Here is a 21214-nt window from a genome sequence, read left to right on the forward strand (position 1 = left end):
ATTCGTAATGCTCGAAACATCTGGAGGCGCCATGCCCGCGATCCGTAATCTCACCGGGGTCGCGGTCGCGGCCTGTTCGGTGCTCCTGACCGCCACGCAGCTGACCGTGGCGTCCGCGTCCGGCGGCGGAGCCACCGCCGCCGCCGACAAGGCGGGCAGGGCGAGCCACGGTCAGGGCTCCCTCGTCCTCATCGGCGGCGCCCTCAAGGAGGACGCCGAGATCGTGCAACGGATCGTCGACCTCGCCGACCCCGACGGCGACGGACCGGCCCGGGCGCGCATCGCCCTCGTCACCGCGGGTGCCGCTCCCGCCGAGAGCGCCGAGGAGGCGGCCGACCCCGACCTCAACAACGCCGCAGCCAACGGCCTGTACTACTCCGCGCTGTTCGAGTCCTACGGCGCCGACACCTACGCCGTCCCGGTCGACACCACCCAGGACGCGTTCACCGGCGACGCCTACGGGCCGGACAACGCGGACAGTCCGAGGGTCGCCCAAGAGGTCCGTCGGTCGACCGGTGTCTTCTTCGGTGGCGGTGACCAGACCGACTACGTGCGGACCCTGATGGACTGCCGCCCCGCCGCGGACGAGGCCTACCGGACCTGCCGTCGTACCAAGGTCCTGTCCGCGGTCGACACCGTGCTCCGCAAGGACGGGGTCGTGGCCGGCGTCAGCGCCGGTACGACGATCCAGCAGGGGGCCGACATGATCACCGGCGGCGAGTCCTACGAGGCGTGGCGCGACGGCGCCGCGCCCGGCTACTTCGACGACACCACCAAGCTCGGCTACCTGCCGTACGGCGGGTTCGGCTTCTTCGACGACGGCCTGCTCGACAGCCACTTCGGCACGTGGGGACGCCAGGCCCGGATGATCCGGCTGGCCCAGGACACCGGTCACCGCCAGGTCGTCGGCATCGACGAGACCACCGCGCTGGTGGTCGACCGCGCCACCGGTGCCGGTGAGGTCATCGGCCGCAACGGCGTCTCGGTGCTCGCCGTCGACCGGCGCGGTGCCTCGTGGAGCTACCTGACCCGTGGCGACCGGGTGGACCTGCGGCGCGGCACGGTCTCGCGCGCCGCGGACGCGATCGACGTCGTACGCGCGGGGGACGGACCGGCCGAGCGCGCCGACATCTGGGACTCGGTCGCCGCCGACGACCCGGGGGTCTACAGCCTCGTCGACCAGGCGCTCGCGCTGATGGCCTCGACCGCCTCCGTCGCGACCGGTACGACGCTCGAGGATGCTCCGCGGTACGTCACCACGCTCACGGTGCAGCCGACGACCGCAGTGTGGGAGACCACTGCGGGCGTCTCGTTCGCGGGGCTCGCCCTCACCATCGCCCCTCGGTGAGTGAGGGCGGGGCCGGCGACGGAGGGTTGCACGGGGCGTGGCCCCGCCTCCCCGGCCGGTAGCCTCCGGGCAACCCCGGAGAGGAGCTCGACATGACCGTGGCGGAACGCATCCGCGAGGGCCTGGGCAAGTGCAGCCCGGCCGAGAGGCGCGTCGGCAGGCTGCTGCTGTCGGACTACCCGGCGGCCGGCCTCGACACCGTCGCCCGGCTGGCCGAGCGGGCCGAGACGAGCGGCCCGACGGTGCTGCGCTTCCTGTCCCGTCTGGGCTTCGACGGGTTCGGGGACCTGCAGGAGGCCCTGCGTGGCGAGATCGCCGAGCGCACCGCCTCCCCGCTGTCGCTGCTGACGGCCGAGCCCGTCCCGACCGACGACACGCTGCTGGGTCGCGCCCAGTCCGTGCTGCCGTCAGCCACGGCACGCACGCTCGACCTGCTGCCTCCCGACGAGCTCGACGCCGCCGTGGTGCTGCTGTCGGACCGTCGTTACCGCGTGAGTGCGGACGGGGGGCGCTTCACCCGTCTGCTCGCGGAGTACCTCGTGCTGCACCTCATGCAGATCCGTGGTGACGCGCGCCTGCTGCCGACCCAGCCCCTGAGTCGCACCGACGTCCTGCTGGACATCGGCCGTCGTGACGTGGTGGTGCTCTTCGACTTCCGGCGCTACGAGCCCGACACCCGGGCCCTCGCCGAGGAGTGCGTCGAGGCCGGGGCCAAGGTCGTGCTCGTCACCGATCGGTGGCTCTCGCCGATCTCGGGCATCGCCGACGTGGTGCTCCCGGCCCAGGTCGACGCGGTGGCGGCGGCGTACGACAGCCTCGTGCCCACGCTCGCCGTGGTCGAGGTCCTGGTGGCCGGCGTGCTCTCCGCCTCGGGGGAGGACGCGCAGCGGAGGATGACCCGCTTCGAGGACGCATCGCGTCGCCACGGCCTCGTGTGAGAGACACTCTCGACGTGATGAATCAGACATTCCACTCTTCACAGATAGAGGACTAACTTGTAACGTGCATTCCGAGAACGGGTGACCTCGCCCAGCGTGTGAGGCAGCCGCACCCGGAAGGAACTGTCCGATGAACGCAACCAGGTCCCTGTCCCGCTCCTCGAGGAGCCTCGTCGCCGGCGCGGTGCTCGCCGCGCTCGCATCCGGTCTCACCGCCTGCAGCGGCGACGCCGACTCCGCGGGCTCCGAGCCTGCCGAGGCCGGCGCTCCGGCGGAGATCGCCGACGTCGGCACCGTCGAGGCCGACGCCGAGCTCGCGAAGCTCCTGCCTGCCGAGGTGGCCGACGCCGAGGAGATCACCGTCGCCACCAACGCGCCGTACCCGCCCTTCATCGACTTCGTCGAGGAGGGCAACACCGAGGACTTCACCGGCCTCGACCACGACCTCATGACCGCGATGGCCGCCCGGCTCGGCATCACGGCGCCGTTCCTCCAGCAGCCCTTCGACGGCCTCGTCCCGGGTCTGCAGGCCGGCAAGTACGACGCCATCGTCGGCGGCATCACCGACAACTACGAGCGTCAGGCGACCGCGACCTTCGTGGACTACACGGCGTCCGGCACCGGCATCGCCGTGGTCGACGGCAACCCGGAGGGGATCGCCACCATGGCGGACCTCTGCGGGACCAGCGTGGCGGCCCAGAAGGCCTCCAAGCAGGTCGGGCTGCTGCAGGACTTCAGCGACACCGAGTGCGGTGGGGACACCATCGAGGTCACGGAGTACCCGCAGAACACCGACGCCGTCCAGGCACTGCTCGCCGGCAAGGCTGACGCCATCGCGGCGACGCGGGTCAACCTGCTCGACGACGCCGACAAGCTCGCCGGCAAGGTCGAGGTCATCGACGACCCCGAGGCGCCCAACGGCTACCAGGCCAGCCCCAACGGGTTCGGGTTCCTCAAGGCGGACGCCGAGCTGGCGGAGGCCTTCCGGGCGGCGCTGCAGTCCCTGATGGAGGACGGCACCTACGACAAGATCCTGGCCAAGTACGGCCAGGAGGCGATCGCGATCCCGAAGGCGACCATCGACGCCGCGATCGACTGATCCGGTCCGACTTCCCCCAGGCGCCTTGGAGGCGACGACGTTGAGCAGCACCACACCCACCAGGACGACCGCCACGGGCGGCACCGACGCGGCGGCCGACCTCGAGGCCGTGCCACTGCGGCACTGGGGCCGCTGGGTCGCCGCCGGGATCGTGGCGCTGTTCACCGCGTCGTTCCTGCTGTCCCTGGCGCGCAACCCCAACATGGAGTGGGACGTCGTCGGCGACTACCTGTTCCGCGACTTCGTCATCAAGGGCGTCGGCATCACCGTGATGCTGACCGTCGTGGCGATGGTCATCGGCACCGTCGGCGGCGCCGTGGTCGCGGTGATGCGCCTGTCCAGCAACCCGGTGCTGCGCGGCCTGTCCTGGTTCTACACCTGGTTCTTCCGCGGTACGCCGCTGCTGGTGCAGATCATCTTCTGGGGCTTCCTCGCCGCGCTCTACCAGCAGATCGAGATCGGCGTCCCGTTCACCGACGTCACCTTCGCCAGCTTCGACACCAACGCGGTGGTCGGCCCGATGACCGCGGCCATCCTGGCGCTGTCGCTCAACGAGGTGGCCTACGCCGCCGAGATCGTCCGCGGCGGCATCGCCTCGGTCGACGACGGGCAGGACGACGCCGCCTCAGCGCTCGGGATGACGAAGGGGCAGACGATGCGCACCATCACGCTGCCCCAGGCGATGCGGGTCATCGTGCCGCCGATGGGCAACGAGACCGTGACGATGCTCAAGTCCACCGCGCTGGTGTCGGTGATCGGCGGCCGGGACCTGCTCACCGCGGTGCAGAGCGTCTACGCCCAGAACTACCAGGTGATCCCGCTGCTCGTGGTGGCCGTCATCTGGTACCTCGCCCTCACCAGCCTGCTGAGCATCGGGCAGTACTTCGTGGAGAAGAAGTACGGCAAGGGCCACGGCAACGCATCGATGAGCCGACGTTGGCTCGGACGAGGAGACACCCGATGACCGCCGTACCCGTCGCCGGAGCGACCGAGACCCCCGCCGCCACCGCGATGGTCGAGGCGGTCGGCGTCCGCAAGTCCTTCGGCCGCACCGAGGTGCTCAAGGGCATCGACCTCACCGTCCGCCCGGGCGAGGTGACGTGCCTCGTCGGGCCCTCGGGCTCGGGCAAGTCGACGTTCCTGCGGTGCATCAACCACCTCGAGACCATCGACAGCGGACGCCTGTCGGTCAACGGCCACCTGGTGGGCTACCGGCAGAGGGGCGACCGGCTCTACGAGCTCAAGCCGGCGGAGGTCGCCGCCAAGCGCCGCGACATCGGCATGGTCTTCCAGCGCTTCAACCTGTTTCCTCACATGACCGCGCTGCAGAACATCATGCACGCGCCCGTGCTGGTGCGCGGTGAGTCGCGCAAGGCGGCTCGCCAGCAGGCCGAGCAGCTCCTCGAGCGCGTCGGCCTGGCCGGTCGCGAGCACCACTACCCGTCGCAGCTCTCGGGCGGGCAGCAGCAGCGGGTGGCGATCGCCCGCGCGCTGGCGATGCAACCGCCGCTGATGCTCTTCGACGAGCCGACCTCGGCCCTCGACCCCGAGCTGGTGGGTGAGGTCCTCGACGTCATGAAGGGCTTGGCCCGCGACGGGATGACCATGGTCGTGGTGACGCACGAGATGGGCTTCGCCCGCGAGGTGGGCGACTCGGTCTACTTCATGGACGACGGTGTGGTGGTCGAGTCGGGCACACCGACCGAGATCCTGGAGAACCCGCGCCACGAGCGGACCCGGGCGTTCCTGTCCAAGGTCCTCTGATGCCGGATGCCCTCGACCTCCTCCGCCGCCGGGTGGAGGAGCGGTACGACGCGTACGTCGCCGAGCTCGCCGCCCTCGTCGCCATCGACACCGGGTCGGGCGACCATGCCGGGATCAGGAGCGCCGGTGACCGGGTCGCCACCCTGCTGTCCGAGCTGGGGATGGACGTCTCGCGGCCGCCGAGCCCGGGCGCCGACGGCCAGTCGGTGCCGGCGGTGGTCGGGCGGTGGACCGGACCCGGGGAGCTGCGGCTGCTGCTGGTCGGCCACCTCGACACCGTCTTCGCACGCGGGACCGCCGCCGCACGTCCGTACGCCGAGCGCGACGGCCGGGCGACCGGCCCCGGGGTGAGCGACGACAAGGGCGGCCTGCTCGCCGGCGTGTTCGCCCTCGACGCGGTGCGGTCCCTCGGCTGGGACGACTACGCCTCGGTCACCTTCGCGTGCACGCCCGACGAGGAGATCGGATCGCCCGGGTCCCGTGGGCTGCTCGCCGCCCTGGCCGCCGAGCACGACGTGGCCCTGTGCCTGGAGTGCGCCCGCGAGGACGGCAGCGTGGTCGTCGGACGCCGTGGCGTCGTCGACGTGCTGCTCGAGGTCAGTGGACGCTCAGCCCACGCCGGCGTCGAGCCCGAGCGCGGGATCAACGCCGCCGTCGCGGCCGCCGGACTGACCGTCGACCTCGCCGCGCTCAACGGCCGGTGGCCGGACGTGACGGTCAACGTGGGCGTGCTCCGCGCCGGCGAGCGGCCCAACGTCGTCCCGGCCCGGGCCTGCCTCGTGGCTGACGTGCGCGCATCGACGCCGACGTCCTTCGACGAGGTCGTGGCCGAGATCCGCGCCATCGCGACCCGTTCGTCGATCACCGAGGCCACAGTGGCGGTGTCACTGCAGGCACCCGCTCCGCCGTGGGCTGCCGACGCGGAGTCGGGCCGGGTGGCCGCCGCGGCCGCGGCGGTGGCGGCGCGGCTGGGGATCGACGTCGGCTTCACGACCACCGGGGGAGCGGCTGATGCGAACCTCCTGGCCGCCGAGGGGATCCCCGTCCTCGACGGGCTCGGCCCGATCGGGGGCGACGACCACTCCCTGAGCGAGTGGCTCGACCTCGGCAGTGTCATCCCGCGGGTCACGCTGCTGGCCGGCCTCATGGTCGAGCTGGGCGCGACTCTCGGCCGGTCCCCGGAGCGGGCCGAGAGGGCTACGGCCGGGCGCTGACGCTGTGGTGCCGGCGAGGACGAAACTCCCACGCGACGGCGGCGACGCCGAACAGCACCGGCCACAGCGCGAGGCGCTCGAGCGCACCGGACGCGGCCCCGTCCTCCCCGGCGAGCACGAAGCCGACGGCGGCCACGGCCGTCACGGCCCCGGTGGCACGGAGGACCCGCGCCAGTCGCGGCCGGCTCTCCCTGAGGCGGACGCCGAGCACGACCAGGGCGATCGGCTGCGCGACGAACAGCGGTCCCGCGGCCATCGCGTGCAGGGTGGCGTCCTGGTCGAGCGGTGCGAGACCGGTGGCCACCGAGCTCAGCCCGGAGACGACGAGCAGCCCGGTCGCCCACGGTCCGAGCGGCCGCGCGAGCAGCCGCGCGCCCCCCGCCAGCAGGAGGCCGAAGCCGATGAAGGAGCCGTTCATCAGGTTGTGGCGCGGTGAGCAGTACGCCGCCGAGCAGGCGACCTCGCCGAGCCTGCTGACCGAGTCGGAGACGAAGCTGTAGCCGCCCGTGGTCGCGGCGGCCACGACGAGCTCGGTCGCGATGTAGAGGGGCCGGACGATCAGGGCGACCGCTCCCAGACGCAGGGCGGTCGTGGCCGATGCCTCGCGTGGCGGTGTTGCGACGGAAGGCACGGGGTCACCGTAGACCCGGGCCGCCCAAGGTGTGACGGGCGGAATGCCGTTGTCAGGAGGACGGCGGATGTCCAAGGTGGGGGGATGGCTCCTCGGCTCCCGCTCCCGGCCCCTCGGTCGGTCCAGCACCCGTTGCGTGCGGTCGACAGCGCACGAAGCAGGGTCCAGCTCCTGCCACACCACCGCATGCGGGTGACCATCGACCACCAGCCCCTCGTCGGGATCACGCCGGAGATGCTGCTGTGGTGGTTTCGGCACATCGGTGACCCCACGACGTACCTAGGCGAGGAGATCTCGAGCTACCTGGCCTGGCACCCGTTGGACCACATCCACTGGGAGCTTGCGCGGCCCGCCCCTGGCGGAGGGGCCGGGGAGGGAGCCCGATTCCGGATCGTCGAGGCGTTCGACCGACGGCCGGAGTTCTACGTGGACACCACGGAGACCGTGGAGAAGCTCGATGACACGGGCATCCGACTGGTGCGGCGGCTGTGCGGCGTACCCGTGTTCCAGCTGGAGCACACGTGGTCTGCCTGCGCACAGGGAACCCACTACGTCAGTGTCTTGGACCTCGGAGCGAGGTCGCCGTTGCTGGCCACGGTCAACCGCCACCTGATCACCAGGGTCTTCCCCGAACGGATGGCGCGGGCCTGGGTGGTCCACAACGTCGAGGAGGTCGGGGTGCTCGAGCACCTGCTCCCAGACGTGCTGCGCCAGAGGCCGGACGCGGTCGACACCGCCCCATGAGGCGCCCGGATGCACGTCAGGCGCGGCGGTAGGTCAGGTGCGTGACGTGCGGCGTCGTCCGGCTGGAGACCGGGACCATCGCCAGGTCCGGCACCCCGTCGAAGACCCGCAGCCCCTCGCCGACGGTGAACGGCACGACGTGCAGCCGCAGCTCGTCGACCAGACCGGCGGCGAGGTAGGCGTTGAGCGTGGCGACCCCGCCGGCGATCGAGACGTCGCCGTCCCCGGCCGCCTGCCGCGCCCGCTCGAGCGCGGCCCCGATCCCGCCGGTCACGAAGTGGAAGGTCGTCCCGCCCGCCATCACGACCGGGTCGCGCGGTCGCGAGCAGAGGACGAAGACGGGCGACCTGTACGGCGGCTCCGGCCCCCACCAGCCCTGCCACTCCAGGTCCCACTCGCCGCGGTCGGGCCCGAACATGTGCCGTCCCATGACGTAAGCGCGGGCGTGCAGGATCGCCGCGATCTCCTCCTCGCTGTCCTCGCCATGGTCGAACATCCACGTGTGCAGCCGCTCGCCCACGTGGGGTCCGAAGGGGTGCTCGCGGGACTGGCCGTGGCCGGTGCCGAAGAGGTCGAGGGAGACCGCCATGTCGGCGGTGACGCGGGGCATGACTGCAGGCTAGGTACCCCGCGCGCCCGGGCGCCAGGGTCGCCGAAGCCCCGATGTGGGGCCGATGCTCTATCGTTGGTCGTGTTGAAGGGTCGGCCGCAAGCCGTCCTGGCCGCACACGATGTGCGGCTCGTATCTCGTACTCCTGGTTTTCGGTTCGCGCTGGACATCAGCACAGGTGTCTTCAGCAGCTCGGGGCACAGTGCCCCCAGCACGTGAACAAAGGAAACGATCATGGCTTCAGGCACCGTCAAGTGGTTCAACGCTGAGAAGGGCTTCGGCTTCATCGCCCAGGACGGCGGCGGCGAGGACGTGTTCGTCCACTACTCCGCGATCCAGTCCTCGGGCTACAAGTCGCTCGACGAGAACCAGAAGGTCGAGTTCGACCTCGCCCAGGGTCCCAAGGGCCCCCAGGCGGAGAACGTCACCGTCTCCTGATCTCATGCGAAGGGCCCCGACCGCACCTGCGGTCGGGGCCCTTCGTGCGTCGTGGCGTGGCGCGGGCCTTTGCGCCGGCTTCGTCTGTGTCGACACAGACGGATGCGCGCTGGCTCGCGATTGCCCGTTTGCTCGAAGAAGTCCTTATCAAGCCAGTGGAAAGCGGAACGCGCCGACCTGCCCATGGGCCAGTGGAGGGCACCCTCGAGGCGCGGCGCGGGGAGGTACGGCCCGGCAGGACGCCGCGGCCCGCCTGGGTGCCGTCCGACCAGCGACGGATGGATCCACTCATCGCGGCGCATCCGGTTGGTGCAGCGCAACGTGTCGACGGCAGGAGCATGCGCTTCTATCCGCGCCCACGGTCGGCGAACCGGGGCGCGAAGGAGACTTCGTGGTGGCTCGTCCAGCCACGAAGGCACTTCCCGCGCTGTCGCGAGGTTTGCCCCTTCATTCCCGGGGCAGACACTCGACGAATCGCGCAGGTCTCATCCAAGTGATCAGCGCTACTGTCCCGACCCGCGTTCGGCGCGGTCGCTCAATCCGGAGGTTCGTCTTGAAGGTCAGGAAGAGGCCGGCACTCGCGGCCGTCGCTGCGTCGCTGCTGATGCTCACGATCGCTGCTCCCGCGCACGCCGCGGACTTCACCATCTACTCCACCTCGTACAGGTCGAGCGTCTACTACAACGACTCGAACAACACGCTGCGCCTGTGCGACGTCGTCGACCGCGACGGGGACGGCGCCTACCTCGACACCTCGCTCGGGCACGGGGCGATCGTCTACAACGGCTGCACGTGGGTCCAGAACATCCCCGACGGAGTCCAGATGCGGGTCGGCGTGTGCGACTGGATGATCGTCTCCTCCAACCGAAACCCCTGGAACTGCCGGGACGTCACGGTCGCCCTCTGACAGACATGTCGGGAGGTCGTCAGTCAGCCGTGCAGCCCGTCGTCGGATCTATCGACCCGAGGACGCTGCGCGCTCCTCTGTGCCGAGTGGTGCTCAGCAGGTGGGAGCGGGCGAAGCGTCACGACCGCGGGCCACGCGATCTGGCACCGAGGCCGTGATGCAGGACTGTCACCGATGCCCTGCATCACGACACCAGAGCGTGCGTCAGCTGCCGTTGCACGCCATGCCGGGCGACGGGACGACGTCCTTCAGACCGGCCCGCACGAAGATGCCGTAGCTCTGCACCCCGTGGTAGCGGTCGACGCCACCAGGGCTCTGGTTGCCCCTCATGGCCAACGCGTCGTCGTCGAAGCCCTCGGGGTTCCCCTCGATGGCGTCCAGGGTGTCCTGGCCGGAGAACACGCACTCCGACGAGGCATTCGTGGGCGCGGGGATGTCCTCGCCGTTGCCGTTCACCTCGCCGGCGTTGGCCACCCCGGCTCCTGACAGGACCAGCCCCGCCGTGATGGCGCAGATGCTCATCAAACGCTTCATCGAGTATTCCTCTCTTGGTCGAGTGCCTTTCCGAGCAAGGCCGTCAGGCCGGCAGGCCTGGCTCTGCCAGCATCGTCCGGACCGTTGCGGCGTTGCATCACTCAATCTGAGGGTTTCGACGAGGTCGAGCCAGGGCGGCGCACCCACCTCTCAGTCCGGAACGACCACCGCCCACGTCGCGGCGAGGCTGAAGACCACGAGCGCGAGCGCCACGAGCAGGACGCCGGCCCGCAGCCAGCGCTCGTTCTTCTCGAGGGGGTCCTTGGTGGTCCAGGCGTTCACCCGCGCCTGGATGAGGCTCCTGCGCGACTCCCCGGTCGCGATGTCGTGGGTCAGGTGGCTGGCGCTGTCGACGGCCCCGCCCCCGACGACGTTGCCGTTCACGTCGATGAGCACCCACGCGGCGTTGGCGCCGCCGAGGTAGCCGACGCGGCCCGAGGCGCCGAGGACGGAACGCCGCGTGACGATGTCCGCGCCGGTGTGGGTCGCCTGCACCAGCAGCACGTGGGTGACGACGCGGGTGGCGTCGTCGGTCCGGTCGTGGAGCCGGTCGCGCGAGCAGGCGCGCTGCAGCGGCGCGATCCCCTGGCCGTCGGCGCTGGTCAGAGCGGTGAGCTCGGTCCGCACGACCTGGGTGAGCGTCGTACAGGCCGCGATCATGTCCTCGGCCGGAGCAGCCGCCGCCACCCGGGCCTGCAGCCGGCGGGACAGCTCCTCGACCGCCTCCTCCAGCGCCTCGGCCGCGCCGTCCGGCGCCTCGTCGTCCGCGAGCGTCTTCTCCCACTCCTTGCGGACCTCGGCCAGCGCCAACCGGTACTCCCCGGCCTCGGAGTCGACGGGCGCCTTCGCGCTCCTCAGGGTCCGGGCCGCCGAGGCGACCTCGTTGAGTGCCGCGATGAGGGATGCGTACGCCGCGAAGGTCGTGCTGTTGTCGGCGGGGGCGAAGCCGTCGAGGAGCACGACGTCGTCGCGCCCCGCGGAGGCCATCCGCCCGGAGGTCAGGCGGGCGAGCAGCGCGGAGTCGACGCCGACGTCGGCGGCCGTCACGGTGTAGTCGATCGCCAGCAGTCGGACGAGGTCGACGGCCGCAGCGAGCGGGCTCGTGCCCGACGTCTCCGACCCGGTCTCCTCCTCGTCGGCCTCGGGCGCCGCGGTCGCGGCCTGTGCCTCGGCGACGTCGGCGGCGGCCGCCGCCACGCCCTCCGCCCGATCGAGCACCGAGGCGAGGAGGTCACGGTTCCCCGGGCCGCCCGCCTGCGCCTGCCGAGCGCGCTCGGCCTCCTCGTCCTTGTACCGACCCACTGCCTGCCGCAGCCCGACGAGGGCTCGCGTGAGGTCACCGGCGAGCGCGCCGAGCTCGGTGGTCCGCCCCTGCATGCTCGCCTGGACCTGGCGGCTCACGAGGTCGGTGGCGAGCAGTGCGGGGTCGTCGGTGACCAGGACGACCCGTCGTACCGGTTGACCATCGACAGCGCGGTCGTCGATCGCTGTCCAGACCGCCTTCGTCAGGCCGCCCGCCACCTCGGCGAGGACGCTCTGCGCCAGCCACGGCGCCAGCGACCCCGCCTTGGCTCCGAACGTCACCGTGTTGGTCGGCCCGTCCGTCACCCCGGTCGCCAGCGACCCCACCGCGCCGAGCTTGGCCTCGACGAGGTCCTGCCGCGCCTTGACCCGCGCGGTCTGCTTCTCCAGCTCCTCGACGGCCGGGTCCTTGGGTGGGGACGGGGTCTCGGGACCGGTCGCGGGTGGTGTCGTCATGGCGGACTCCCCTCTGCCCGTGGCGCGGCGATCCGAGCGGACCGGAGAACCCATCGCGGCGTACCTCCGATGGTGACCCCTCATCCGCCCGGGCGGAACGGGTGTGGAGGGTTTTCGTCTCGATCGAGTAGGCGGGACGGCTCAGCGGATCCGGATCCTGGCCCACCGGCTGTAGGGAGAGATCCCGACGGCGTTGACGGCTGCGATCCGGAACTTGTAGCGGCCGGTCTCGAGACGTCTGAACACCTTCCTGTGGACCGAACCCCTCACGGAGGCGTCCTTGCCGCGGCTGATGTCGACGACGTACCTGGACACGGCGCTCCCGTTGGCGGTCGCTGCGGTCCACCGGACGATGACCTTGCGCCCTCGGACGGCGACCCGGGGCGCCTTCATCCGGCTGGGAGCCGTCGCCGTCGGGGTCGTCGGCACCGAGGGGACCGGCACCGAGGGGACCGGCGCCGAGGGGGCCGGTGGCACCGGCGGCTCCGACGGCGGGACCGGGCAGCCCTGGTTCGTCGACGGGCCCGGGACCGTCGGGCAGGCGTCGTCCACATCCGCGACCCCATCCCCGTCGGCGTCCTCCGGCGGGGGCGGCTCGAGCGGGCAGCCGCCGTTGTCGGCCGGTCCGGGGACGGTCGGGCACGAGTCGCCGGAGTCGGGGACTCCGTCACCGTCCGTGTCGGGCGGGGGCGGCTCGACCGGGCAGCCGCCGTTGTCTGAGGGTCCGGGGACGGTCGGGCACGAGTCGCCTGAGTCGGGGACTCCGTCACCGTCCGTGTCGGGGGGCGGGGCGGGCACGCACGTCAGCGTGGTGGAGGTGCAGGGCTGCCAGCTCGAGCCCACGAAGCCGAGCTCGAGGCTCCAGGGGGTCCAGATCCTGGTGGGCGACGATCCGTCGGCGCCCATCGTGAACAGCTCGACGCCGGAGTGCACGTAGGAGGAGTCCTCGCACGACACGTTGCGCTCGCCGGTGAACAGGATGCGCTGCCCGTCGGGCGACCAGCTCGCATCTCGCTCCCACAGCTCGAACTCACCGGACGTGGAGCCCACCTTGGTCAACGGGGCGTCGCTCGACGGGGTCACCGTGAACAGGTCGGAGTTGCTCCACGCCCCCGTCTGGCCGAGGGGGTGGCAGGTCCCACCTTCAGAACCGTCGTCCATGCCCACGAGGATCAGGTCCTGGCTCGGGTGCCACTCGGCACTGTTGGGGATGGCGTCCAGCATGGTGTTCGGCGGCTGGCTGCGCAGGTTCGTGTCGGCGTACCGGGCGTCCAGCGCCCCGTCGGCGACGTCGAAGCCGTAGACGCCCCAACCGCTCGGTTCGGCGGTGTTGCAGTCTCCGCCCGCGACGGTGCTGACGGTCGAGCCGTCCGGCGAGAAGCTGGCGCCGCTGTCGCCGTAGAAGGGGCAGTCGCGGAGCCACCTGAAGGCGCCGCCCGGGACCGACAGCAGCCCGGTCCGGCCGTCGATCTCAACGGCGAGGGTGCCACCGTCCGGTGACCACTCGACGTGGCTCACGCACCCGTCGGCCAGGCGCTGCCGGTCGGTGCCGTCAGCCTTGACGGTCCAGACCTGCCCGCCCGACGCCCAGGCGATCCGGTTGCCGTCGGGCGACCAGTCGAGGTCGAAGCCGCACAGGCTCCGCTCCGCGGCTTCCGGGACCAGCACCTGCGCCCCGCTGCCGTCGGCCTTCATCACCACCAGGTCGAGCGGCTCGGAGATGTGAGCGCCCTGCCTCCAGGCGAACGTGGCGATCATGCCGTTGGTGACGGGCCCGGTGACGGTCGCGCTCCGCGTGGAGCTGTCCGTCGTGTCGGAGGGAGACGCGGCCCGGCCCGGTCCCGTCGACAGCAGTGACGCGATGACCGCCAGGGCCACGGCAGCGACCCGGGTGCTTCGACGCGTGCGTACCCTCATCGACCTGCTCCTCCGCGCGGCGTCCGAGAGTCCTCGAAGCGTCGCACCTGCGGGGCGGGCCGTCCTCATCGATGCGCGGTAAGTGCACGCCTGGACACCTCGCCGTACGGGCGAACGTCCGAGGCACTCTCCGGGCCGCACGTAGGCTCTCGACATGACCTGGATCCTGCTGGTGTTGGTCCTCGCGGTGGTCGGAGTCGCCGCTGTCGCAGCCTCGCGTCGCACGAAGGAGCGCGAGCTGGCGCGACGCGAGGAGGAGATCGCCCCCGTGCGCAAGCTGGCCTTCGAGGACATCACGGCGTTCGGCGAGGACCTGCAGCAGCTCGACCTGGAGATGAGCGGGCACGAGCTCGACGCCGGTGCCCGCTCCGACTACCAGCGTGCACTCGACGCCTACGAGTCCGCCAAGGTCGCCGGTGACTCGATCACCAGGCCCGACGACATCCGGCACATCACCGAGATCGTCGAGGACGGCCGGTACGCCGTCGCGTGCGTCCGCGCCCGCGTCGCCGGCGAGCCGCTGCCGACCCGGCGCCCGCCGTGCTTCTTCGACCCCCGGCACGGGCCCTCGGTGGCCGACGTCCCCTTCGTCCCGCCGGACGGCGCGGAGCGTGACGTGCCCGCCTGCGCGCTCGACGTCGAGCGGGTGCGTGCCGGCGCCGAGCCCGACGTCCGCAAGGTGATGGTCGGCGCCCAGCGGGTGCCCTACTGGCAGGGCGGCCGCGCCTACGAGCCCTATGCGATGGGCTACTTCGGCGCCTTCGGGCCCATGACCTGGATGTTCATGGGCGGGATGATGTTCGGCGACCTCGGCGGCGGCTACGACGGCGGAGACGGCGGCGATGGTGGTGGCGGCGACGGGGGAGACGGCGGCGGCGACGGCGGGGGATTCGACGGCGGAGGCGACGGCGGCGGGGGATTCGACGGCGGCGGGTTCGACGGCGGCTTCGACATGGGCTTCTGAGTCGACCCGTGCGCACCCTCGTCCTGCTGCGGCACGGCAAGTCGGACTGGTCGGGCGGCGAGCCCGACCACCTGCGCCCGCTCGCGCGCCGGGGACAGCGTCAGGTCCCCGAGGCCGGCCGTTGGCTCGCCGAGCACGTCGGCGTCATCGACCTGGCCGTCGTCTCGCCCGCGGAGCGGACCCGCGAGACCTGGCGGCTGGCCGCCGCGGAGCTCGTCGACCCGCCGCCGGTCCGGGAGGACGAGCGTGTGTACGCCGCCTCGGACGACACGCTCCTCGACGTCATCGCGGGGCTGCCCGGGGAGGTGGCGACGGTCGTCCTGGTCGGCCACAACCCCGGCTTCGAGGACCTGGTGGCGGCCCTGACCGGTCGCGCGGTGCCGATGCCGACGTCGGCGCTGGCCGTCATCGACGTACCGGGGCCGTGGTCCGACGTGGGGGACGGCGCCGGCGAGCTGCGGACGCACGGACGCCCGCCGGCGTAGACCGGCCGGACCGACCCGGAGGACGGCAGCAAGGCAGGGGGCCGGGGACCTCCGGCACTACCGGGCGACCGGACGGCGCGGGAGGCTGGTCCCATGACCGAGGAGCAGCCGTACGACGTCGTCGGGGAGTACCCCGGCTTCGAGCTGCGGTGGTATCCCGAGCACGTGGTCGCCGAGACGCGGGTGACGGGCTCCTTCCAAGGCGCCGGCAACGCGTCGTTCCGGCGGCTGGTCGGCTACATCGGCGGACGCAACACCCAGTCCCGCAAGGTGGCGATGACTGCCCCCGTCCTCCAGGAGGCCGAGCCGGAGGTCGGGCACTACGTGGTCAGCTTCGTGATGCCGGACTCCTTCGAGCTCGACGCCGCGCCGGCGCCGACCGACGGCGAGGTGCGGCTCCGAGCGGTCCCCGACCAGACGGCTGCCGCACTGAAGTTCTCCGGGCGCTGGTCCCAGGCGCGGTACGACGAGCACGCGCAGCGCCTCCTGGCCGCCGTCGAGGGGGCTGGGCTCGACCTCGACGGTCCGCTGCGGTTCGCCCGCTTCGACCCGCCGTGGACGCCGTGGTTCCTGCGGCACAACGAGGTCGTCGTGCCGGTCGTGCCGCCCGCGGCGTGACGCCGCCTCAGGCCTGCATGAAGTCCGCGACGACCCGGCCGAGATCGGCCCCGGCGTCCTCCTGCAGGAAGTGGCCGGCGTCCTCGATGGTGGGATGGGCCAGGTCCCGGGCGCCCGGGACGGTCCTGCGCAGGATCGGTGCCATCGCTCCGGTGATCGGGTCGCTGTCGCTGAAGGCGACCAGGAACGGCAGCTCGCTGATCGACAGCGCCGCCCACGCGGCGCGGTTGGCCTCCGTCGCAGGATCGTCGGGGCGGGTGGGCACCAGGCCGGCCATCGCGCGAGGTCCTGCCTTGGAATGCTCCTCCGGGAACGGTGCGTCGTACGCCGCACGCACGTCCTCGGCCATCGGGCGCACGCAGCCGGCGGCGACCAGGCGACCGATGTCGAGGACCTCGGTCCTCTCGACCGCCCGGCGGAACTGCCACCACACCTCGGGCATGTCGACGTCGCCGGTCGGCAGGCCGGTGTTGGCCGCGACCACGCGGCTGAAGCGGTCCGGGTGCTCGGCGACCAGCCGGAGACCGACCAGCCCGCCCCAGTCCTGGCCGACCAGCGTGATCTCGCGCAGGTCGAGGTGGTCGAGGACGAGCTCGCGGGTCCACTCGACCAGCCGGGCGTAGGAGTAGTCGGCTCGGTGCAGTGGCTTGTCGGAGCGGCCGAAGCCGATCAGGTCGGGCATGACGCACCGGATCCCGCGCTCGGTCAGCACCCGGGCCACGTGCCGGTAGAGGAACGACCAGGACGGCTCGCCGTGGAGCAGCAGCGCGACCGGCCCGCCGGCGGGTCCGGCGTCGACGTACGCCATGCGCAGGGTGCCGCCGTCGGGATCCGCGACCTCGGCGTACGACGGCTCCCAGGGGAAGTCGGGCACGTCCTGGAAGGCGGTGTCCGGGGTGCGGTAGACCTCCATGCCGGCCAGTCTGGCACGGGCGTCGGGGGTCAGTCCGGGTCGCGGGAGAGCCGGTCGGCGACGACCGTCCACACGTCCGGGTCGACGCCCATGCCGATGTGGGTCGAGGACACCTCGACGTGCTCCACGCCGGGTGTGGAGCGGTCGATGCACGCCTGCCAGGACACGATCCCGTCCCGCTTGGAGAACACGGCGGTGAGCGGCACGCGGATCGGCGCCGCGGCGTCGAGCCGTCGGGTGACCCGACCGGCGCCGCTGCCCTGGGCGCGCGCGATGGTGGTGTGGGTCGGACCGCCGACCACCGGCGTCCCGTAGGTGACGACCCGGCGTACGGCGTCCGGGTGGCGCCGGGCCACCTCGCGGGCGATCACGCCACCCAGGCTCCACCCGACCAGCGACGCGGGCGAGCCCTGCTCGTCGACCAGGTCCAGCACCCGTGCAGCCAGCCGCTCCACGTCACGCCTGGGGTCGCCCAGGTTGGTGCCGAAGCCCCAGCCGCGGGCGTCGTACCCCAGGGCTCGCAGGTAGCCGCGCAACGGCGCCCCGCTCACCTCGGGCGCCCGCCATCCCGGGACGTCCACCACCAGGTGGCCGTCGCCGCGGGGAGCCGCGGACAGGCGGGGCAGCGCCCCCACCAGCCGGAGCGCGTCGAGGGCGGAGCCGAGCTCGCCCAGCGCCGTCCACGTGGACGGCGGGCCCGTCGGTGGCGCCAGGGACGATGTGTCCGGGTGCTCGCGGGCGCGGGAGCGGACGCCGGCCGCGGCGAGGACCGGTCGGCCCGGGTGCTGGAGGGTGAGCCACATGGGCTCGACGGTACGTCGGCAGGGTGGGCGGGCGCGGCGTCAGCCAGGCTGCGGCGTCCACGACGCGTGACGGTACGCCGCCGAGCGCGCGCCGCGAGGAGTTGAGGCAGATGCCTCAGGCGTACGACGCCGTGGCGGCGCGACGCTGGGCACATGACGACGACAACTCCACGCCAGGCCGTCGAGGCGATGCAGGACCACCCTCGACTGGCGGACGGCGACGACGAACGATTCACCGGCTACGGCGTGATGGGCGTGCCCTTCGCGGGCGGCCACTACCTCGCGTTCCGGGACATGGTGGCCACCTCGGTCGGGCCGGCGTACCGCACCGTGTGGCACCGCGACCCGGAGGGGCGCTGGACCATCCACACCAACGGCGACCCCGGGCTGACGTGCCCGCGCTACTTCTCCTCGATGGTCGCCGTCGAGCGCGTCCGGCGCATCGACATCGGCTGGCGCGACGACCACACCCTCGACGTGTCGATCGGCGACGAGCTGGGCTGGCGGATCGAGCTGGGCGCGACCCCCGCGACCCGGGTGATGTCCGCGATGGGCTCGGCGCTGCCGGAGGCGGGGTGGAACAGCAGGGCCGTGCTCACCACCATGGGACCGATGGCTCGCACGATGCTCGGGACCGGGCGGATCCGCCTGGAGGGGGCATCCCCCAACGGTCCCCGCTTCAAGGCCGCGCCGTTGCAGATCTGGCGCCTCGCGGACACCTCGGCGTCGTACTGCGGTGAGGACCTCGGTCGGCCGGGGCCGCTGGAGGAGCAGGCCCACCTGGCCGACTTCTGGCTCCCACAGCGGGGCGTCTTCTTCGTCGGGCGGGCCCGCTTCACGCCCCTGCTCGAGAAGACGGACCCGCACGCAGGCTCGATGAACGCCAGAATGGGGCGATGACCACTGCCGCGTCGCTGCCCCGGCGGGTGGAGGTGCTCGCGGGGCTGTCGGTGGCGATCGACCTCGGACTCGGCCAGCCGGCCGAGCACATGCTCCGCTCGTCGGTCGTCGCCTGCGGGCTCGCCGACCGGCTCGGCCTGGACCGGGAGCAGCGGGCGACCGTCTACTACACGACGCTGCTCATGTGGATCGGCTGTCACGCGGACTCGCAGGAGTACGCCCGCTGGTTCGGCGACGACATCTCGGTGCGGCGCGACGCCTACCTCGTCGACTGGTCCGGGCTGCCCTACCTGCGGTTCCTGCTCGGCAACGTCGCCCGCGGTGAGCCCGTGGCGCAGCGGGTGCGCGTCCTGGCCACCCTGATGCGCGACGCCCGCGGCCAGCTCGCCACCCTGATCCACTCGCACTGCAGCTCCGCGGCCGCCCTCGCGCGGCACATCGGCCTGTCCCCGGAGGTCGAGGAGGCCCTGACCTACACCTTCGAGCGGTACGACGGCGGAGGCCTCCCGACCGGTGCGTCCGGCGACGGGATCCCGATCGAGATGCGCGTGGCCCAGCTTGCCGACGTGGCCGAGGTGCACCAGCGGATGTACGGCGTCCAGGGCGCCGTCGCGATGGCTCGCAGCCGCCGTGGGGGACACCTCGACCCGGCGGTCGTCGACGCGTTCGTGGCCGATCCCGAGGCGCTCTTCGCGGCTGCGGGCGACGATCCCTGGGAGCGGGCGCTGTCGATCGCCCCGGACTCCGAGGCCCGGCTCGACGCGGCGCACCTCGACACCCTGCTGGCGGCCATCGGCGACTTCGTGGACCTCAAGTGCCCGTTCACGTTCGGGCACTCCCGCTCCGTGGCCGCGCTGGCCGAGGCGGCCGCCGTACAGCTGGGGCTCCCGCACGACGACGCGACGGCCGTACGCCGTGCCGGCCACCTCCACGACGTCGGCCGGATCGGGGTGTCCAACCAGATCTGGTCGAAGCCTGCGCCGCTGACCGGCTCGGAGTGGGAGCGGGCGCGGATGCACCCCTACCTCACCGACCGGGTGCTGACCCGGGTCCCGGGCCTCGCGCAGGTCGCCGCCATCGCTCGTGCGCACCACGAGCACCTCGACGGATCGGGGTACCCGCTGGCTCTCGCCGGCGCGGCGCTGGGTCGCCCCGAACGGCTGCTCGCCGCCGCCGTCGCCTACCAGTCGGCGCTGGAGCCCCGGCCCTATCGCGAGGCCCTGTCCGGGGAGGCCGCCGCGGCCCGGCTCGAGCAGCGGGTGGCCCGCGGAGCCCTCGACGCGGACAGCGTCGGCGCGGTCCTGGCCGTCGCGGGCCACGCGCGGGAGAGGACGCGCCGCCACGACGCCCTCACCGCCCGCGAGGCCGAGATCCTCGGCCTCGTCGCCCGCGGGCAGAGCAACCGCGAGATCGCTGCCCGTCTCGTGCTCAGTGAGAAGACGGTGCGCAACCACGTCGAGCGCACCTACGCCAAGATCGGCGCGACCAACCGCGTGGGCGCCAGCCTGTACGCCCTCCAGCACGGGCTGGTCGCGCCGACCGACGGGTCCGCGGGCTAGGTAGGGCTGCTGGTCATCCCGCGGGCGGGCGAGCATCATGACCGCCATGACCCGCTACGGCGCGCAGTACGGCCCGGACATCACGTTCCTCGGTGTGCCCCCGTGCGACCTAGACGAGGAGACGTCGTACGCCGACGCGGACGTGGTGATCGTCGGGGCGCCGTTCGACGGTGGCACGTCGCACCGGCCCGGCACCCGCTTCGGCCCGCAGGCGATCCGGATGACCGACTACCTGGCGCACGACGGCTCCCGACCGTCGCTCGCGCTGCGGACCGACGGGCTCACCGACCTCAGGGTCCTCGACGCCGGCGACGTCGAGATGCCACCGGGTGACATCGAGAAGGCGCTCGGGGTGCTCGAGGCGGCCGTCGAGAAGGTCGCCCGGGCGGGTGCCGTCCCCGTCGTCCTGGGCGGGGACCACTCGATCGCGTTCCCCGACGCCAAGGGCGTGGCCAACGTGCTCGGGCACGGCCGCGTCTCGATGATCCACTTCGACGCGCACGCGGACACCGGCGACATCGAGTTCGGCTCGCTCTGGGGTCACGGCCAGCCGATGCGCCGCCTCATCGAGTCGGGCGCCCTGCGCGGTGACCGGTTCCTCCAGGTGGGCCTGCGTGGGTACTGGCCCGGGCCGGAGACGCTGGACTGGATGGCGGACCAGCGCATGCGGTCCTACGAGATGACCGAGATCGTCCACCGCGGCCTGCCCGAGGTCCTGACCGAGGCGTCAGCCATCGCCACCGACGAGTGCGACGGGGTCTTCCTCTCGGTGGACATCGACGTCTGCGATCCCGGTCATGCCCCCGGCACCGGCACGCCCGAGCCGGGCGGCCTGAGCGCCCGCGAGCTGCTCGACTCCGTACGCCGCATCTGCCTTGAGCTGCCCGTCGTGGGCATCGACGTGGTGGAGGTCAGTCCGCCCTACGACCATTCGGACATCACCGCCGCGCTCGCCAACCGGGTCGTCCTCGAAGCCCTGTCGGCGATCGCGCGCAAGCGCCGCGACGAGCGGGACGGCACGACCTGGGACCCGGCGCGGCCGCTGCTCGACGGGCGCGGCCAGGGCTGAC

General features: G+C 72.3%; 22 protein-coding genes. 15 read left to right on the top strand and 7 right to left on the bottom strand.

Annotated features, from left to right (window positions below; all coding sequences use genetic code 11):
* Positions 1-31: 31 nt before the first annotated feature.
* The 6 genes from ASG94_RS10895 (at position 32) to ASG94_RS10920 (ending at position 6363) form a co-directional block, all read left to right on the top strand.
* Positions 32-1348 (top strand): cyanophycinase, encoded by a 1317-nt coding sequence (locus tag ASG94_RS10895; protein ID WP_056926503.1) that lies wholly within the window; start codon positions 32-34, stop codon positions 1346-1348.
* A 92-nt stretch (positions 1349-1440) separates the two neighbouring features.
* Positions 1441-2286, top strand: a complete 846-nt coding sequence (locus ASG94_RS10900) for a MurR/RpiR family transcriptional regulator (RefSeq protein ID WP_056926504.1) — start codon at positions 1441-1443, stop codon at positions 2284-2286.
* A gap of 130 nt (positions 2287-2416) precedes the next feature.
* The gene (locus ASG94_RS10905) at positions 2417-3385 is read left to right on the top strand and encodes a transporter substrate-binding domain-containing protein (RefSeq protein WP_056926505.1); all 969 of its coding nucleotides are present in this window, start codon (positions 2417-2419) and stop codon (positions 3383-3385) included.
* 40 nt (positions 3386-3425) lie between these two features.
* A complete protein-coding gene (locus ASG94_RS10910) occupies positions 3426-4349 on the top strand; it encodes an amino acid ABC transporter permease (RefSeq protein ID WP_056927222.1) in 924 nt (307 codons plus the stop codon).
* Entirely contained in the window at positions 4346-5149 is an 804-nt protein-coding gene (locus ASG94_RS10915) for an amino acid ABC transporter ATP-binding protein (protein ID WP_442938484.1), read from the top strand. The genes ASG94_RS10910 and ASG94_RS10915 overlap by 4 nt, the downstream gene beginning before the upstream one ends.
* Complete coding sequence (locus tag ASG94_RS10920; protein WP_056926506.1) at positions 5149-6363, top strand: M20/M25/M40 family metallo-hydrolase; 1215 nt, start codon at positions 5149-5151, stop codon at positions 6361-6363. Before ASG94_RS10915 ends, ASG94_RS10920 begins: the two co-directional genes overlap by 1 nt.
* On the opposite strand, the gene ASG94_RS10925 is transcribed toward ASG94_RS10920, so the two are convergent.
* Positions 6347-6994 carry a DUF998 domain-containing protein gene (locus ASG94_RS10925; RefSeq protein ID WP_056926507.1) on the bottom strand — a complete coding sequence of 216 codons (648 nt, stop codon included), beginning with the start codon at positions 6992-6994 and terminating at the stop codon, positions 6347-6349. The genes ASG94_RS10920 and ASG94_RS10925 overlap by 17 nt on opposite strands.
* 234 nt (positions 6995-7228) lie before the next feature.
* Here ASG94_RS10925 and ASG94_RS10930 point away from each other — a divergent pair, with 234 nt between their 5' ends.
* Positions 7229-7738, top strand: coding sequence for a hypothetical protein (locus ASG94_RS10930; RefSeq protein ID WP_200958096.1), 510 nt, complete (start codon positions 7229-7231; stop codon positions 7736-7738).
* Positions 7739-7754: 16 nt separating this feature from the next.
* Here ASG94_RS10930 and ASG94_RS10935 read toward each other — a convergent pair whose 3' ends face one another.
* On the bottom strand, positions 7755-8348 hold the full coding sequence (locus tag ASG94_RS10935) for a dihydrofolate reductase family protein (protein WP_056926509.1): 594 nt from the start codon (positions 8346-8348) through the stop codon (positions 7755-7757).
* Between the two features lie 234 nt (positions 8349-8582).
* Between ASG94_RS10935 and ASG94_RS10940 the strand changes: the two genes are divergently transcribed.
* Positions 8583-8786 carry a cold-shock protein gene (locus ASG94_RS10940; protein WP_056926510.1) on the top strand — a complete coding sequence of 68 codons (204 nt, stop codon included), beginning with the start codon at positions 8583-8585 and terminating at the stop codon, positions 8784-8786.
* A 553-nt stretch (positions 8787-9339) separates the two neighbouring features.
* Positions 9340-9693, top strand: coding sequence for a hypothetical protein (locus ASG94_RS10945; protein WP_056926511.1), 354 nt, complete (start codon positions 9340-9342; stop codon positions 9691-9693).
* A 204-nt stretch (positions 9694-9897) separates the two neighbouring features.
* Here the strand turns inward: ASG94_RS10945 and ASG94_RS10950 are convergent, their stop codons facing one another.
* The 3 genes from ASG94_RS10950 to ASG94_RS10960 form a co-directional block, all read right to left on the bottom strand.
* On the bottom strand, positions 9898-10227 hold the full coding sequence (locus ASG94_RS10950) for a hypothetical protein (protein WP_056926512.1): 330 nt from the start codon (positions 10225-10227) through the stop codon (positions 9898-9900).
* 150 nt (positions 10228-10377) lie between these two features.
* Positions 10378-11985: a hypothetical protein gene (locus ASG94_RS10955; RefSeq protein WP_056926513.1), complete on the bottom strand. Its 1608-nt coding sequence runs from the start codon at positions 11983-11985 to the stop codon at positions 10378-10380.
* A gap of 141 nt (positions 11986-12126) precedes the next feature.
* Positions 12127-13902: a thrombospondin type 3 repeat-containing protein gene (locus ASG94_RS10960; protein ID WP_162260805.1), complete on the bottom strand. Its 1776-nt coding sequence runs from the start codon at positions 13900-13902 to the stop codon at positions 12127-12129.
* Between the two features lie 154 nt (positions 13903-14056).
* Between ASG94_RS10960 and ASG94_RS21990 the strand changes: the two genes are divergently transcribed.
* The 3 genes from ASG94_RS21990 (at position 14057) to ASG94_RS10975 (ending at position 15969) form a co-directional block, all read left to right on the top strand.
* Positions 14057-14866, top strand: a complete 810-nt coding sequence (locus tag ASG94_RS21990) for a hypothetical protein (RefSeq protein ID WP_056926515.1) — start codon at positions 14057-14059, stop codon at positions 14864-14866.
* Between the two features lie 8 nt (positions 14867-14874).
* Complete coding sequence (locus ASG94_RS10970; RefSeq protein ID WP_200958097.1) at positions 14875-15351, top strand: SixA phosphatase family protein; 477 nt, start codon at positions 14875-14877, stop codon at positions 15349-15351.
* Between the two features lie 93 nt (positions 15352-15444).
* Complete coding sequence (locus ASG94_RS10975) at positions 15445-15969, top strand: SOUL family heme-binding protein (protein ID WP_056926517.1); 525 nt, start codon at positions 15445-15447, stop codon at positions 15967-15969.
* A gap of 7 nt (positions 15970-15976) precedes the next feature.
* Here ASG94_RS10975 and ASG94_RS10980 read toward each other — a convergent pair whose 3' ends face one another.
* Both ASG94_RS10980 and ASG94_RS10985 read right to left on the bottom strand, forming a co-directional pair.
* Positions 15977-16882: a haloalkane dehalogenase gene (locus ASG94_RS10980; RefSeq protein ID WP_056926518.1), complete on the bottom strand. Its 906-nt coding sequence runs from the start codon at positions 16880-16882 to the stop codon at positions 15977-15979.
* A 29-nt stretch (positions 16883-16911) separates the two neighbouring features.
* Entirely contained in the window at positions 16912-17685 is a 774-nt protein-coding gene (locus ASG94_RS10985; protein WP_056926519.1) for an esterase/lipase family protein, read from the bottom strand.
* A gap of 153 nt (positions 17686-17838) precedes the next feature.
* On the opposite strand from ASG94_RS10985, the gene ASG94_RS10990 reads away from it, so the two are divergent.
* The 3 genes from ASG94_RS10990 to speB are packed head-to-tail and all read left to right on the top strand — an operon-like array spanning position 17839 to position 21213.
* Complete coding sequence (locus tag ASG94_RS10990; protein ID WP_056926520.1) at positions 17839-18585, top strand: hypothetical protein; 747 nt, start codon at positions 17839-17841, stop codon at positions 18583-18585.
* Positions 18582-20144 carry an HD domain-containing phosphohydrolase gene (locus tag ASG94_RS10995; protein ID WP_056926521.1) on the top strand — a complete coding sequence of 521 codons (1563 nt, stop codon included), beginning with the start codon at positions 18582-18584 and terminating at the stop codon, positions 20142-20144. The genes ASG94_RS10990 and ASG94_RS10995 overlap by 4 nt, the downstream gene beginning before the upstream one ends.
* A 46-nt stretch (positions 20145-20190) precedes the next feature.
* Positions 20191-21213, top strand: coding sequence for an agmatinase (speB, locus tag ASG94_RS11000; protein WP_056926522.1), 1023 nt, complete (start codon positions 20191-20193; stop codon positions 21211-21213).
* The last annotated feature ends 1 nt before the right edge of the window (position 21214 follow it).

The organism is Nocardioides sp. Soil805 (assembly GCF_001429625.1).
Lineage (GTDB): Bacteria > Actinomycetota > Actinomycetes > Propionibacteriales > Nocardioidaceae > Nocardioides.

Coding starts and splice junctions, on each gene's coding strand:
- ASG94_RS10980 (WP_056926518.1), bottom strand. CDS start 16,882: ATGGAGGTCTACCGCACCCCGGACACCGCCTTCCAGGACGTGCCCGAC.
- ASG94_RS10985 (WP_056926519.1), bottom strand. CDS start 17,685: ATGTGGCTCACCCTCCAGCACCCGGGCCGACCGGTCCTCGCCGCGGCC.
- ASG94_RS10995 (WP_056926521.1), top strand. CDS start 18,582: ATGACCACTGCCGCGTCGCTGCCCCGGCGGGTGGAGGTGCTCGCGGGG.
- ASG94_RS10975 (WP_056926517.1), top strand. CDS start 15,445: ATGACCGAGGAGCAGCCGTACGACGTCGTCGGGGAGTACCCCGGCTTC.
- ASG94_RS10950 (WP_056926512.1), bottom strand. CDS start 10,227: ATGAAGCGTTTGATGAGCATCTGCGCCATCACGGCGGGGCTGGTCCTG.
- ASG94_RS10960 (WP_162260805.1), bottom strand. CDS start 13,902: ATGAGGGTACGCACGCGTCGAAGCACCCGGGTCGCTGCCGTGGCCCTG.
- ASG94_RS10900 (WP_056926504.1), top strand. CDS start 1,441: ATGACCGTGGCGGAACGCATCCGCGAGGGCCTGGGCAAGTGCAGCCCG.
- ASG94_RS10920 (WP_056926506.1), top strand. CDS start 5,149: ATGCCGGATGCCCTCGACCTCCTCCGCCGCCGGGTGGAGGAGCGGTAC.
- ASG94_RS10905 (WP_056926505.1), top strand. CDS start 2,417: ATGAACGCAACCAGGTCCCTGTCCCGCTCCTCGAGGAGCCTCGTCGCC.
- ASG94_RS10935 (WP_056926509.1), bottom strand. CDS start 8,348: ATGCCCCGCGTCACCGCCGACATGGCGGTCTCCCTCGACCTCTTCGGC.
- ASG94_RS10895 (WP_056926503.1), top strand. CDS start 32: ATGCCCGCGATCCGTAATCTCACCGGGGTCGCGGTCGCGGCCTGTTCG.
- ASG94_RS10930 (WP_200958096.1), top strand. CDS start 7,229: ATGCTGCTGTGGTGGTTTCGGCACATCGGTGACCCCACGACGTACCTA.
- ASG94_RS10955 (WP_056926513.1), bottom strand. CDS start 11,985: ATGACGACACCACCCGCGACCGGTCCCGAGACCCCGTCCCCACCCAAG.
- ASG94_RS21990 (WP_056926515.1), top strand. CDS start 14,057: ATGACCTGGATCCTGCTGGTGTTGGTCCTCGCGGTGGTCGGAGTCGCC.
- ASG94_RS10990 (WP_056926520.1), top strand. CDS start 17,839: ATGACGACGACAACTCCACGCCAGGCCGTCGAGGCGATGCAGGACCAC.
- ASG94_RS10915 (WP_442938484.1), top strand. CDS start 4,346: ATGACCGCCGTACCCGTCGCCGGAGCGACCGAGACCCCCGCCGCCACC.
- ASG94_RS10940 (WP_056926510.1), top strand. CDS start 8,583: ATGGCTTCAGGCACCGTCAAGTGGTTCAACGCTGAGAAGGGCTTCGGC.
- speB (WP_056926522.1), top strand. CDS start 20,191: ATGACCCGCTACGGCGCGCAGTACGGCCCGGACATCACGTTCCTCGGT.